Annotated in this window: 12 protein-coding genes and 1 tRNA gene; all 13 read right to left on the bottom strand. The window is 66.6% G+C overall.

The window, feature by feature from the left end; translation table 11 throughout:
• Positions 1-8 precede the first annotated feature (8 nt).
• Positions 9-347, bottom strand: coding sequence for an ISC system 2Fe-2S type ferredoxin (gene fdx / locus SRAA_RS02745; protein ID WP_045530802.1), 339 nt, complete (start codon positions 345-347; stop codon positions 9-11).
• Positions 348-353: 6 nt separating this feature from the next.
• Positions 354-2,258 carry a Fe-S protein assembly chaperone HscA gene (gene hscA / locus SRAA_RS02740; RefSeq protein ID WP_045530794.1) on the bottom strand — a complete coding sequence of 635 codons (1,905 nt, stop codon included), beginning with the start codon at positions 2,256-2,258 and terminating at the stop codon, positions 354-356.
• Positions 2,259-2,269: 11 nt separating this feature from the next.
• Positions 2,270-2,794: a Fe-S protein assembly co-chaperone HscB gene (gene hscB, locus SRAA_RS02735; RefSeq protein WP_231849317.1), complete on the bottom strand. Its 525-nt coding sequence runs from the start codon at positions 2,792-2,794 to the stop codon at positions 2,270-2,272.
• Between the two features lie 76 nt (positions 2,795-2,870).
• Complete coding sequence (gene iscA, locus SRAA_RS02730) at positions 2,871-3,194, bottom strand: iron-sulfur cluster assembly protein IscA (protein ID WP_045530792.1); 324 nt, start codon at positions 3,192-3,194, stop codon at positions 2,871-2,873.
• A gap of 29 nt (positions 3,195-3,223) precedes the next feature.
• Complete coding sequence (gene iscU / locus SRAA_RS02725; protein WP_045530790.1) at positions 3,224-3,655, bottom strand: Fe-S cluster assembly scaffold IscU; 432 nt, start codon at positions 3,653-3,655, stop codon at positions 3,224-3,226.
• Positions 3,656-3,687: 32 nt separating this feature from the next.
• Positions 3,688-4,908 (bottom strand): IscS subfamily cysteine desulfurase, encoded by a 1,221-nt coding sequence (locus SRAA_RS02720; protein WP_275451285.1) that lies wholly within the window; start codon positions 4,906-4,908, stop codon positions 3,688-3,690.
• Positions 4,905-5,438, bottom strand: a complete 534-nt coding sequence (iscR, locus tag SRAA_RS02715) for a Fe-S cluster assembly transcriptional regulator IscR (protein ID WP_045530786.1) — start codon at positions 5,436-5,438, stop codon at positions 4,905-4,907. Before iscR ends, SRAA_RS02720 begins: the two co-directional genes overlap by 4 nt.
• Positions 5,439-5,634: 196 nt before the next feature.
• Complete coding sequence (locus tag SRAA_RS12010) at positions 5,635-7,584, bottom strand: sensor histidine kinase (protein WP_144318688.1); 1,950 nt, start codon at positions 7,582-7,584, stop codon at positions 5,635-5,637.
• Entirely contained in the window at positions 7,581-8,237 is a 657-nt protein-coding gene (locus SRAA_RS02705) for a LuxR C-terminal-related transcriptional regulator (protein WP_045533157.1), read from the bottom strand. Before SRAA_RS02705 ends, SRAA_RS12010 begins: the two co-directional genes overlap by 4 nt.
• A gap of 55 nt (positions 8,238-8,292) precedes the next feature.
• Positions 8,293-10,407 carry an excinuclease ABC subunit UvrB gene (uvrB, locus tag SRAA_RS02700; RefSeq protein ID WP_045530784.1) on the bottom strand — a complete coding sequence of 705 codons (2,115 nt, stop codon included), beginning with the start codon at positions 10,405-10,407 and terminating at the stop codon, positions 8,293-8,295.
• 163 nt (positions 10,408-10,570) lie between these two features.
• A tRNA-Val gene (locus SRAA_RS02695) sits at positions 10,571-10,647 on the bottom strand.
• 35 nt (positions 10,648-10,682) lie between these two features.
• Positions 10,683-12,968, bottom strand: coding sequence for a RelA/SpoT family protein (locus tag SRAA_RS02690; protein WP_045530782.1), 2,286 nt, complete (start codon positions 12,966-12,968; stop codon positions 10,683-10,685).
• Entirely contained in the window at positions 12,965-13,939 is a 975-nt protein-coding gene (locus SRAA_RS02685; RefSeq protein ID WP_052467460.1) for an alpha/beta fold hydrolase, read from the bottom strand. The genes SRAA_RS02690 and SRAA_RS02685 overlap by 4 nt, the downstream gene beginning before the upstream one ends.
• Positions 13,940-14,008 lie beyond the last annotated feature (69 nt).

Below are 14,008 nucleotides of genomic sequence, written 5' to 3'. Positions count from 1 at the left end.
TTGGGCTGTCAGTGGTTTTCGCGCGCGTGGTTGATGGTGTAGCGCGGAATCTCGACCGTCAAATCCTGCCGAGCCAGCCGCACCTGGCAGCTCAGGCGCGACTGCGGCTTGACGCCCCAGGCTTTGTCGAGCAGGTCTTCTTCTTCTTCGCTGGCCGGCTCTAGGGTGGCAAAGCCCTGGCGCACGATCACGTGGCAGGTGGTGCAGGCGCAGCTCATGTCGCAGGCGTGCTCGATGGCCACGCCGTGGTCGAGCAGCGCCTCGCACAGGGTGCTGCCGCTGAGGCCCTCGAGCGTGCGCCCTTCGGGGCAGAGTTCGGGGTGGGGCAATACGGTGAGGGTTGGCATGGCGGCTTAAAACTGGTTGATATGTTGCCCGGCCAAGGCGGTGGCAATGCTGCGGTTCATGCGACGGGCGGCAAATTCTTCACAGCCCTCGGCCAGCGCCTCGGTGGCGGCGTCGAGCGCGGCGGCGTCGTCTTGCAGTTTAGCCTGCGCCTGCGCCTGCAGCAGCGCTTCGATGGCGGCGCGCTCCTCGGGGCGCAGCAGCTCGCCGTCGGCGGCCAGGGCGCTGCGGGTGGCGGCGGCCATGCGCTCGGCCTCGACCTGGGCTTCGCGCAAGGCGCGCGCGCGCATGTCTTGCGCGGCGCTGGCGTTGCCCTCTTGCAGCATGGCGGCGATTTGTTCGTCGCTCAGGCCGTAGGAGGGTTTGACCTCGATGTGCGCCTCGACCCCGCTGCCTTGCTCGCGCGCGCTCACGCTGAGCAGCCCGTCGGCATCGAGGTGGAAGGTGACGCGGATGCGCGCCGCCCCGGCCACCATGGGCGGGATGCCGCGCAGCTCGAAGCGCGCCAGGCTGCGGCAGTCTGGTACCAGGTCGCGCTCGCCTTGCAGCACGTGCAGCGCCAGCGCGGTCTGGCCGTCTTGGTAGGTGGTGAAGTCTTGTGCCAGCGCGGCCGGCAGCGGGGTGTTGCGCGGCACGATGCGCTCGACCAGCCCGCCCATGGTCTCCAGGCCGAGCGAGAGCGGCGTGACGTCGAGCAGCAGCCAGTCTTCGCCGTTGGCGGGGTGGCCGGCCAGTTGCTGCGCTTGCAGCGCCGCACCCAGGGCGACCACTTCGTCTGGGTTCAGGTCGGTGAGCGGGGGGCGGCCGAAAAACTCGGCCACCGCCTGGCGCAGCGCGGGCATGCGGGTGGCACCACCGACCAGCACCACGCCCTGCACGTCGGCCGCCGCCACGCGCGCATCGCGCAGCACGCGCCGTACGGCAGCCAGGGTTTGCGCGTTCAGGGTGGCGGTGGCGGCGTCGAAGTCGGCGCGGCTGATCTGCCACTGCTGCGCTTGTCCTTGCAGCGTGGCGACCAAAGGCAAGGTCTGCGCCGCATCGGGCAAGTCCGACAGCGCTTCTTTGACGCGCCGCACCTCGGCCAGCAAGGTGGCGCGCTCGGTCAGCGGCAGTTCGCTGGCGTGGCAAGCCAGCCCGGAGCGCGCCAGCAGCGCGTCGGCCAGGGCGCGGTCGTAGTCGTCGCCGCCCAGGGCCGAATCGCCGCCGGTGGCCAGCACCTCGAACACGCCCCGGCTCAGGCGCAGCAGCGAGACATCGAAGGTGCCGCCGCCGAGGTCGAACACCAGATACAGCCCTTCGGCGGCCTGGTCCAGCCCGTAGGCCAGCGCGGCGGCGGTGGGTTCGTTGAGCAGGCGCAGCACCTTGAGGCCGGCCAGCTGGGCCGCGTCTTTGGTGGCCTGGCGCTGGGCGTCGTCGAAATAGGCCGGTACGGTGATCACGGCGCCGTACAGGTCGGCGTCGAAGCTGTCTTCGGCGCGCTGGCGCAAGGCGGCCAAGATCTCGGCGCTCACTTCCACCGGGCTTTTGTCGCCGGCCACGGTGTGCAGCGCCGCCATGCCCACGCCATCGACCACGGTGTAGGGCAAGCGGCCCAGCACGCCGCTGGCGGCCAGGTCGGCGCGGGTGCGCCCCATCAGGCGCTTGACCGAGCTGATGGTGTTGGCCGGGTCTTGCGTCTGCGCCTGCAGCGCCTCCCAGCCGATCTGGCGGCCCGCGCCTTGGTGGGCGGCGGGCAGGTAGCGCACCACGCTGGGCAGCAACACCCTGCCCTGCGCGTCGGGCAGGCATTCGTTGTGGCCGTGGCGCAGCGCCGCCACCAGCGAGTGGGTGGTGCCCAGGTCGATGCCGACGGCAATGCGCCGCTGGTGCGGGTCCGGCGCCTGGCCGGGCTCGGAGATTTGCAATAAAGCCATAGGGGGTGCAGTTATAAACGGTCTAGGCGATCGTGCAATTGTTGCTCGAAGCGCTCGATGAACAAGAGCGCACGCACCTGCTGTGCGGCGGCGCGGGTGTCGCGTTGCGCGTCGATGGCGGTTTCGAGTGCGGCCAGCCGCTGCGCCCGCTCGGCGTCGAGTTCGGCTTGCAGCGGCAGCAGATCGGCCGCGTCAGTGGCCTCGGCCAGCGCCTCGCGCCACTGCATCTGTTGCATCAAAAATTCGGCCGGCATGGCGGTGTTGTCGTGCGCTCCCACGCTCTGGCCCTGCTGTTCGCACCAGTAGGCGCCGCGCTTGAGTGGGTCTTTGAGGCGCTGGTAGCCTTCGTTGATGCGCACCGACCACTGCAGCGCCACCCGCTGCGCCGCCGCGCCTTGGGTGGCGTGGCGGTCGGGGTGCGCCTGGCGCTGCAACTGCTTCCAGCGCTGCTCCAGCTCGGCGCAATCGAGCGCAAAGCCGGGCGGCAGGCCAAACAGGGCAAAGTCGTTGGCGCGCAAGTCGGGCGCCCTGATCAAATCAGGGCTGTGCTCGGCGCCGCCTATGGGGCTGGACGCTGGGCCCGGCGCGGCCCCGCCCAAGGCCTGCGGCGCCTCAGACCCGGAACGATTCACCACAGCCGCAGCGGTCGCGTTCGTTGGGGTTGCTGAACTTGAAGCCCTCATTGAGCCCTTCGCGCACGAAATCGAGCACGGTGCCGTCGAGGTAGGGCAGGCTTTTGGGTTCGATCAGCACCTGCACGCCCTGGCTCTCGTACACCACATCGTCGGGGGCGGCGGCGTCGGCGTATTCCAGCTTGTAGGCCAAGCCAGAGCAGCCGGTGGTTTTCACACCCAGCCGCACCCCCACCCCCTTGCCGCGTCGGGCCAGGTATTTGTGCACGTGCTTGGCAGCGGCTTCGGTTACCGTGACGCTCATGGACTCAAACCTTCAAAATCGGCACCGTTTTAGTGGGCCAGTTGGGCGGATGGGGCGGCAGCGGCAGATGGGGCCGCTTTGGCGTGCTTTTGCCGGTAGTCATCGACCGCCGCCTTGATGGCGTCTTCGGCCAAGATGGAGCAGTGGATTTTCACCGGCGGCAGCGCCAGTTCTTCGGCGATCTGGCTGTTTTTGATCTGCGTCGCTTGATCGAGCGACTTGCCCTTGACCCATTCGGTGATGAGCGAGCTCGACGCAATGGCCGAGCCGCAGCCGTAGGTTTTGAAGCGCGCGTCCTCGATCAGGCCGGTGGCCGGGTTGACCTTGATCTGCAGCTTCATCACGTCGCCGCAGGCCGGGGCCCCGACCATGCCGGTGCCGACCGTGTCGTCGCCCTTGTCAAAGCCGCCCACGTTGCGCGGGTGCTCGTAGTGGTCGATGACCTTGTCGCTGTATGCCATGTGGTTCTCCTGTCAAATTGCCGCGGGTGCTGTCAGTGCGCGGCCCACTGGATGGTGGACAAATCGATGCCGTCTTGGTACATCTCCCACAGCGGGGAGAGCTCGCGCAGCTTGGCCACGTTGTCGCGGATGGACTGCACGGCAAAGTCGATCTCGGCCTCGGTGGTCCAGCGCCCGATCGTCATGCGCAGGCTGCTGTGGGCCAGTTCGTCGCTGCGGCCCAGGGCGCGCAGCACGTAGCTGGGCTCGAGGCTGGCCGAGGTGCAGGCGGAACCGCTGGAAACCGCCAGGCCCTTGATGCCCATGATGAGCGACTCGCCCTCGACGTAGTTGAAGCTCATGTTCAGGTTGTGCGGCACGCGCTGGGTCGGGTGCCCGTTCACAAACACCTGCTCGATGCCCGACAGGCCATTGAACAGGCGCTGGTGCAAGGCGCGGATGCGCGGCAGCTCGGTCGCCATTTCGGCCTGCGCGATGGCGTAGGCCGCGCCCATGCCGACGATCTGGTGCGTGGGCAAGGTGCCCGAGCGCATGCCGCGCTCGTGGCCGCCGCCGTGCATCTGCGCCTCGATGCGCACGCGCGGTTTGCGCCGCACATAGAGCGCCCCAACGCCTTTGGGGCCGTAGGTTTTGTGGGCGGTCAGGCTCATCAGATCGACCGGCAACTGCTGCAGGTTCACTTCCACCCGGCCGGTGGCCTGCGCCGCATCCACGTGCAGCAGCACGCCGCGCTCGCGGCAAATGGCACCAATGGCGGCGATGTCCTGGATCACGCCGATTTCGTTGTTGACGAACATCACCGAGGCCAAAATGGTGTCGGGCCGCAGCGCGGCGGCGAAGGCCTCGAGGTCGAGCAGGCCATCGGGCTGCACATCCAGATAGGTGACTTCAAAGCCCTCGCGCTCGAGCTGGCGGCAGGTGTCAAGCACGGCCTTGTGCTCGGTCTTGAGCGTGACCAAGTGCCGCCCCTTGTCGCGGTAAAAATGCGCCGCGCCCTTGAGCGCCAGGTTGTTGGATTCGGTGGCGCCGCTGGTCCAGACGATTTCGCGCGGGTCGGCGCCTATCAGGGCCGCCACCTGCTCACGAGCCTGCTCGACCGCGCGCTCGGCCTCCCAGCCCCAGGCGTGGCTGCGCGAGGCCGGGTTGCCAAAGTGCTCGTAGAGCCACGGCACCATCAGATCGACCACGCGCGGGTCGCAGGGGTTGGTGGCGCTGTAATCGAGGTAGATGGGGAAGTGCGGAGTCATGTTTATTTTCCTGCTGCGGTGCCCAAGGCAAAAACCGAGTTGGGCGCGTTGACACGGATGGGTTTGAGCACCGGCGCGCTCGAAATGGCGCGCTTGAGCGAAGGCGTGGCTTCGATCACCATGCCCTTTGCCAGTTGCTCGTCGACCAGTTTTTGCAAGGTCACGGAATCAAGAAAATCGACCATTTTCGCATTCAGCGCGGTCCACAACTCGTGCGTCATGCAGCGCTCGCCCTCGCCGTGGCAGTTTTCCTTGCCGGCGCACTGGGTGGCGTCGATCGGTTCATCGACCGAGACGATGATGTCGGCCACCGTGATGTCGCCGGCCTTGCGCCCCAAGGTGTAGCCGCCGCCGGGGCCACGGGTGGATTCGACCAGGTTGTGGCGGCGCAGCTTGCCAAACAACTGCTCCAGGTAGGAGAGCGAAATGTGCTGGCGCTGGCTGATGGCCGCCAGCGTGACGGGGCCGCCGGCCTGGCGCAGCGCCAGATCGATCATGGCGGTGACGGCGAACCGTCCTTTGGTGGTGAGGCGCATGGTGCAATCCTTTTGATTTTGTTGAATACACCCTCTCGTGGCTGGCTGTCGGGCCCATGGGCACAAAATCCAGAAGCCCTCATGGGGTGCAGGAGTCTGAGCACCGGAATGCCCCGCCAACCGATCTTTGAATTCGAGTATACCCAATATCCGACTCTTTTGCTTGGTCTTGGAGCGCCTAGGGCTATTGGGCTGTTCACTTGATGGGCGGCGCCGTGTCCACCGCTTCTGGCGTGAGGGTGCGATGGATTGGAAAGGCAAATTCGACCCCGGTTCCTGGCTTGGCGTTGAAAAAGCGCAGCTCGGCCCCGAGCTTGCCGGCGCGCGCCCGCAAATTGCTCAATCCGCGCTGCTGCGGCTGCCTGGCCTGCTGGCGCTGCAAGCCCACGCCGTCGTCGGTCACGCTCAGGTAGACGTGCACTTCATCGTGGCGCGTGCGCACGCACACGCGGCGCGCCTGGGCGTGTTTGACCACATTGGCAAAAATCTCTTGCATGCAGCGAAACAGGTGCATCACTCCCTGGGCATCCAAGGTCGCCAGCACGGGAACGTCTTGCACCTGCCAGTCGAGCTCGATCCCGGCAGCTACCAAGGCGGGTTCGACACGCTGGCGGAAGGTGCCCAAGATGGTGGCGAGGTCGCCCTCCATCGGCTCCAGCGAATCGAGCATCAGGCGCAGCTCGTCGAGCGCGTGGTGAATCATGGATTCGACCGAGGCCGCATCCAGCGTATCCCTCTGGCTGCGCACCATGTTGAGGGTCTGCACCAGTTGGCTGCCTAGGCCGTCGTGCATGTCGCGCATCAGGCGCCGGCGCTCGCCCTCGATAGCGCGCTGCTGCTCGGAGGCGCGCAGTTGCTCGAAGGCCTGGCGCAACTCGGCCTCGCGCTTGGCCACCGTTCCAGCCAGCGACTGGTTGAGCCGGTACACCTCGCGCGTGGAGGCGGTGGCCCGCTGCGCCAACACCCAGCTCAGGGTAAAGAGCAAGGCTAGGCTGCCCAGCGAAGTCCAGCGCAAGTCGGCATCGCCCGGGAAATTGAGTTGCACCACCAAAAAATCGCGCACGCCGGTGGCCAGCGTAAACACCGCCACCAACAGCACCAAGATTTGATCGGCGTCGAAGGCGCCGCGCTGGCGCGCCTTGAACAGCAGCCACAGCAGCGAAATGGCTCCGCAGGCGGCCAAGGCTGCGGCCCAGATGCGATAAAAATCGTAGTTCTGTGTATACAAGGTCCAAGCCAGCCAGAACGGACCAAAGGCAATCAGAAACCAGGCCAGTCCGTGCACGAGCCGGTCGCGAAAGACCAGCAGTTCGGCCACGAACAGCAGGAAAAACCCCACGTACCAGGTAAAGGCAAGCCGGTGCAAATAAAAATACCAGCCATAGCTCAGCACCGGTTCGAGCGAGACCGAAAGGGCCAGCCGCACGGTATGCGCCAGCGCCGCCAGCGCCAACAGCAAAAACAGGCGCTCGCGCAAGGTGCGCCACAGGTGCAGCGAGAGCAGGCCCATCAGCAACGAGCTGATGAGCATCATCCACGTGCCCTTGACTTGCCAAACTTCGAGCACCTGGTGGCGCTCGAACAAGGCGCTGTGGTAGCCGATTTGCAAGGGCCACAAACCGCTGCGCTCGAGCAACTGGCCCTGAACTTGGATGTGTATCGTGTTGTGTTGCGGGTCGGGGTGCAGCAGCCCCGGTGGCAAGTTGACCAGATAGGGGAACCAGGCGCTCAGGATGTTGCGCTCGGGCGCGGCGTACCAGCCGACCTGGTAGATTTCTTGCCCATTGAGCAGCACCCGAAAGCGCGTGCCCACGCGCGGCAGCAACAGCGCCAGCCGGGTTTGGGCGGGGTCGTCGTAGTGCAGTTCGCGCGGCCAGTCGAGCTGGTAGTCCACTTGGCCCCACCAGGCAGCCGGTTGGTCGTCCAGAATGTGCGGCAAAGCCACCCGCTGCGGCGGCTCCTGCGGCTGCTGCGGCAGGCTGGCCAGCGCCTGGCGCAAGGTCACGGCGCCTTCGGGGGCAGACGGCCGCGAGACGCTGTGCAGCGCCCACAGCAAACCCAGCAGCAGCAGCGCCACCCAGACGTAATGCGGAACCCGCCCAGCGGTGTGCTCGGGCAGTGGCGGCACCGGTGGCAAGCCCCTCACAACAGGCCCCGCTCCTGCGCCGCCCGCACCACCTGCACCCGGGTGTGCACCGCCAGCTTGCGGTACAGGTTTTTGATGTGCGTGCTCACGGTGGCGGTGCCGATGCCGAGCTTGGAGGCGATCTCTTTGTTCACATAGCCTTGCGCCACCAGCTTGAGCACCTCGGTTTCGCGCTCCGACAGCGCCGGTATGGCTCCATTGATGTCGGCCGCCTGCGCCGGGGCGTTGTTGCGCAATTGCTTGAGCAACAACCGCGCCAGCAGCGGCGAAATCGGCGCCCCACCCTCGCAAATCTGCTCGATGGCCTCGATCAGCTCGGTGGCGTTGCAGCCCTTGAGCACATAGCCGGTGGCCCCGGATTGCAGGGCGTTGATGAGGCGCGACTCGTCGCCAAAGACGGTGAACACCAGCAGCTCGGCCTCGGGCTTGGTCAGGGCCAGCAGGCGCAGCATGTCTTCGCCGCGGCCATCGGGCAGGCCCAGATCGACCAAATACACATCGGCCAGGCTGTTGGGGGCCATGATGCGGGCATGGGCAAAGGTCTCGGAATGCCCGACCAGGCGCCAATCGGGCCGCAGCGCCAGCGCGTGCTGCACAAATTGCAACACGGTGCGGTCGTCTTCGATCAGGTAGATGCGCGTGATGCTGGGCATGCTGCGATTGTGGGCCACGCCAGCCCTGGCCGGGCTCCCCGAAACGGGTGAGGGGCTACAGTGGCGTGTGCGCCCCCAGCACCCGATCTTTGAGTTGCGTCAAGCGGTCGCGCGCCTGGGCGGCCTGCTCGAATTCGAGCTTGCGCGCGTGCTCGAACATCAGCTTTTCCAGCCGCTTGATCTCTTTGGACAGGTCTTTCTCGCTCATGTCCTGGATTTCGGCCTGCTGCACCCGGGCCAGCTCCTGGCGCTGCGCCTGCTCGCTGGCTTTGTCGCTCTGCACGCCGTCGATCAAATCTTTGATGCGCTTGACCACCCCGACGGGCGTGATGCCGTGTTCGGCGTTGAAGGCCAGTTGCTTGGTGCGGCGGCGCTCGGTCTCGCCGATGGCGCGCCGCATCGAGTCGGTGACGCGATCCGCATACAAAATCGCCATGCCGTTGAGGTGGCGCGCCGCGCGGCCGATGGTCTGGATCAGGCTGCGCTCGGAGCGCAAAAAGCCTTCTTTGTCGGCGTCCAAAATCGCCACCAAGCTGACTTCGGGTATATCCAGCCCTTCGCGCAGCAAGTTGATGCCCACCAGCACATCAAAAACACCCAGGCGCAGGTCGCGGATGATCTCGACCCGCTCCACGGTGTCGATGTCGGAGTGCAGGTAGCGCACGCGCACGCCGTTTTCGTTCAGGTACTCGGTCAACTGCTCGGCCATGCGCTTGGTCAGCACGGTGATGAGCACGCGCTCGCTGCGCTGCACGCGCAGGCGGATTTCTTGCAGCGCGTCATCGACCTGGTGCGTGGCCGGGCGCACTTCGAGCAGCGGGTCCACCAGCCCGGTCGGGCGCACCACCTGCTCCACCACCTGGCCGGCGTGCTGGCGCTCGAACTCGGCCGGGGTGGCCGAGACGAAAATGCACTGGCGCATGCGCGCCTGGAACTCCTCGAACTTGAGCGGCCGGTTGTCGAGCGCGCTCGGCAGCCGAAAGCCGTACTCGACCAGCGTGGCCTTGCGCGAGCGGTCGCCGTGGTACATGCCGCCGAGCTGGCCGATCATGACGTGGCTCTCATCCAAGAACATGAGCGCATCGGGCGGCAGGTAGTCGCACAGGGTGGCCGGCGGCTCGCCCGGGGCCGCACCCGAGAGGTGGCGCGAGTAGTTCTCGATCCCCTTGCAGTGGCCAACCTCGACCAGCATCTCGAGGTCGAAGCGCGTGCGCTGCTCCAGCCGCTGGGCCTCGACCAGCTTGCCCGCCGCCACCAGCTCGGGCAGGCGCTGCGCCAGCTCGAGCTTAATGGCCTCGACCGCCGCCAACACCTGCTCGCGCGGCGTCACGTAGTGGCTGCTGGGGTAAACCGTAAAGCGCGGGATGCGCTGGCGGATGCGCCCGGTGAGCGGGTCAAACAGTTGCAGCGCTTCGACTTCGTCGTCAAACAACTCGATGCGCAGCGCCAGCTCCGAGTGCTCGGCCGGAAAGACGTCGATGGTGTCGCCGCGCACCCGAAACAGGCCGCGAGCAAAATCCTGCTCGTTACGCTCATACTGCATGCGCACCAGCTGCGCGATGGCGTCGCGCTGGCCCAAGCGGTCGCCCACGCGCAGCGTCATGATCATGCGGTGGTAGCTCTCGGGCTGGCCGATGCCGTAGATCGCCGAGACGCTGGCCACGATCAGCACATCGCGCCGCTCCAGCAGGCTTTTGGTGCACGAGAGCCGCATCTGCTCGATGTGCTCGTTGATGGCGCTGTCTTTTTCGATGAACAGATCGCGCTGCGGCACGTAGGCCTCGGGCTGGTAGTAGTCGTAGTAGCTGACGAAGTATTCGACTGCGTTGTTGGGGAAGAACTCGCGAAACTCGCTGTACAACTGCGCCGCCAGCGTTTTGTTGGGCGCAAAGACGATCGCCGGCCGGCCCAGCCGGGCGATCACGTGCGCCATGGTGTAGGTCTTGCCGGAGCCGGTCACGCCCAGCAGGGTCTGGTAGAGCTCGCCGTTTTGCACCCCTTGCACCAGCAGCTCGATCGCCGCCGGCTGGTCGCCCGCGGGCTCGAAGGGCTGGTGCAGCTCGAACGGCGAGCCGGGGAAGCGCAGGCCCTCGACCGAGGCCGAGGCAACGGCGGCGGGCGGGCCAAGCGCTGGCTCCGGCTCTGCGCCGAGGGGTCTGGGTGCGGTCATGAGCGGAAGTTTAACTGGCCGCGCTGGGCCGGTCGGCTCCGTTTGCTGGCCTTGCAGGCCCAATCAAGCTGGAAAAACACGGACTTGATGTCGAGAGGATGTAGGCTCAGCAAATAAAAAAGCCACAAAACTTGATGCTTTGTGGCTTTTTTCAACGTGCGATTGGTAGGCGCGATTGGACTCGAACCAACGACCCCCACCATGTCAAGGTGGTGCTCTAACCAGCTGAGCTACGCGCCTAAAGGTCGGTTGCAAGCCTGCGATTGTAGCAGGCTTTAGCGCCGGCGCACGCTGCGCACCCCGGCCACGTCTTGCATGGCGGCCATGACGCGCTGCACCCGGCTGGCGTCGGTGACTTCGACCGTGAAGGTCATCCAGGCCACCCCTTTCACGCTTTGCGTCTGCACGCCGATGACGTTGATTTTCTGGCTGGCAAAGGCGTCGGATATGTCGCGCAACAGGCCTTGGCGGTCCTGCGCCTCGATCGCCACATCGACGGCGTAGTGGGTGGCCGCATCGCCTTTGGCGCCGATACCGTTCCACTGCACCTCGATCACCCGGCCCGGGTGCCGCTGTGCCAGCATGGCGTAGTCGGGGCAGTCGGCGCGGTGCACGCCCACCCCCTTGCCGCGCGTGATGTAGCCACGGATGTCGTCTGGCGGGGCCGGTTTGCAGCAGCGCGCCAGTTGCGTCAGCAGCGAATCCATGCCCACCACCAGCACGCTGCCTTGCGGGGCGCGGGCCGGGCTGTGGCGCGCTTTGCGCAATTGCACCTCATCCGGGGCTTGCATCGCTTGGGTGGGGTGGAGCAGTTGCTCGACCGTGCGCAGCGTGATTTCGTCCTTGCCCAAGGCCTCGCACAGGCTGGCGGCGTCGTCGTAGCCGATGCGGCTGGCCAGATCGTCGAGGTTGAGGGCGGTCTTGCCTTCGCGCTGCAACCACTTGTCGAGCAGCTCGCGGCCGCGCTGGATGGTGCTGTGCACCGCCTGGGCGTTGAACCAGGCCCGCACCTTGCTCTTGGCGCGGTGGCTCACCAGGTAGCCCTGCTCGGGATTGAGCCAGTCGCGCGAGGGGCCGCCGTCTTTGCTGGCGATGATCTCCACCGTTTGGCCGTTTTGCAGCGGCGTGTTGAGCGCAACCATGGCCCCATCGACGCGCGCACCACGGCAGCGGTGCCCCAGATCGGTGTGCACGGTGTAGGCAAAATCGAGCGCGGTGGCCCCCTTGGGCAGCTCGACGATGGCCGCGTGCGGCGTCAGCACGTAAATGGCGTCGTCAAACAGCGGCTGCGTTGCCGCCTGGCGGCGCTCGCTCTCCACATCGCTCTGCCAGGCCAGCAACTGGCGCAGCACGGCGATTTTGGCGTCGTAATCGGAATCGGCGTGCACGCCTTGGTAGCCCTTGCTGCCGGCTTCCTTGTAGGCCCAGTGCGCCGCCACGCCGTGCTCGGCGTGCTCGTGCATGCCTTGGGTGCGGATCTGCAGCTCGAAGGCGCGCCCCTGCGCGTCGCGGATCACGGTGTGCAGCGACTGGTAGCCGTTGGGCTTGGGTTTGCCGATGTAGTCGTCGAACTCCTCGGGCAGCGGGCTGTAGTGGGCGTGCGCGTAGGCCAGCACGCGGTAGCAGTCTTCGATCTGCGGCACCACCACGCGCAGGGCGCGCAGGTCGAACACGTGGTCGAAATCGAGCGCCTTGCCGCGCATTTTTTTGACGATGCTGTAGATGTGCTTGGGCCGCCCCTGCACCTCGGCCTGGATGCCTTGCGCGCGCAGCGCCTGCTGCAACTGCTGGCGCACCTGCTCCACATGGCTCTCGCGCTCGATGCGTTTTTCGTCGAGCTGGCGCGCGATGTCTTTGTAGGTTTGGGGCTCCAGGAAGCGAAAGGCCAGGTCTTCAATTTCCCACTTGATCGGCCAGATGCCCAGCCGGTTGGCCAGCGGTGCAAACACGTGCAGCGATTCGCTGGCCAGCGCCGGGTCGGGCTCGATTTTTGCCGCCGCAATGTAGCGCAGCGTTTGCAGCCGCGAGGCCAGCCGCAGCAGCACCACGCGCAAATCGCGCGAGAAGGCCAGCAGCATCTTGCGGATGTTTTCGTGCTGACTGGCTTCGAGCTCAGTTGGGGTGGCCCGCATGCCGCTGCTGCTGCCAGAATCGGCCCCGCTGGCGCGCTCTAGGCGCACCTGGGCTGCCTTGACCCGGGTTTGGCGCTGCAACTGCACCAGCTTGGTGGTTTCCAGCGCCACGGCGGCCAAATCGGCGCCAAAGGCTTTGGTGATGAGCTCGCGCGGGCGGTTCAGGTGCTCGCAGGCATAGACCAGATAGGTGCAGACTTTGAGTTCGGCACCACCACCGATCAGATCCAGCACGGCAACCACGCCGTCGGCGTGCGCCAGCGTGTTTTCGCTGGTATCGAGCGTTTCGGCGGCCAGCAGCGGCTCGGCAAAGGCACGCGCGCGCAACACAGCAGCCTGCTCGTCGGCGGCGCGGGCCTGCGACGGTCCCCCGGCTGCAGGGGCTGCTGTGGCTGCGGAAAAATCCGGTGGCGGAGGGGCCGATCTCATGGAGCCAACAGAAAATCGCATACCTGCGCCACCTGCTCGGGCGCCACCAGCGTGGGCGCATGGCCCACGCCCGCAAATTCAAGCAGGCGCGCACGCGGCCCGCGCTGCGTCATGGCCAAGGCGGTGGCGTGGCTGAGCAGGTCGGATTCGGCCCCGCGCAGCAGCAGCACCTCGGCCGTGATGGCCTCGTACATTTGCCATAGCAAAGCCTCGCCAGCGTGGATGGCTGCGCCGGGGTCTGCGCCCACCGCCTGCCCTGCCGCCTGCCCTGCCGCCTGCATGGCGCGCAGCGGCTGCGCGATGGCCGGGTCGTAGTGCAGCATCCAGCCGCCCTGCACCGGGCGCAACATCGGGCGCGACAAGGCCAGCCACTGCTCGGGGCTGTGCGGGCCGAAACCCCGGTGCAGTTGCGCCAGCGCCTGCACCGCCTCTTGCTCGCTGGCATAGACGGCCTGATTGCCGACGTAGGTGGCAATGCGGCGCAGCGCCGCGGCCTCGATCACCGGCCCCACATCGTTGAGCACCAGGCGGCGCAAACCCAGCCCGGGTTGCGCTGCCAGCGCCATGCCGATCAGGCCGCCCATGCTGGTGCCCACCCAGTCGATGAACAGTTCGGTGGGCTCGGCGCTGCCGGTGGCCGCCGCGTGGCGCGCACGCAGGTGCGCCAGCAACAGCGCCAAGTCGGCGGCGTAGGTGGGCACCGCATACGCGGATGGGTCGGCCAACCAGTCGCTGTGGCCGCGCCCGGCCACATCGACGCACACCACCTGCACCGCAGCCCGCTGCAACAGCGCCTGCGCCAGCACGTCGAAATCGCGCGCCTGGCGTGTTAGGCCGTGTACGCACACCACCACCTGCGCCGGGGCGTCGGGCGCACCAGTTGGCCCCCACTCCCACCAGGCGATGCGGCGGGGTTCGCCGTGCGTGGCCAGCGGGCCGGGTACGGCCAAGTGGTGCAGAGTAGGTTCCATATCGGTCTTGAAAGTTTTGTCTCCAGCCAGCGCTGGTGCTGTCCGCGATAATTCAGAAAACAGTAGCTT

Origin of the sequence: Serpentinimonas raichei (assembly GCF_000828895.1) — a bacterium.
GTDB lineage: Bacteria > Pseudomonadota > Gammaproteobacteria > Burkholderiales > Burkholderiaceae_C > Serpentinimonas > Serpentinimonas raichei.
The sequence above is the reverse complement of the archived record's forward strand: the minus strand, read 5'-3'. Positions and strand labels throughout refer to the sequence as shown.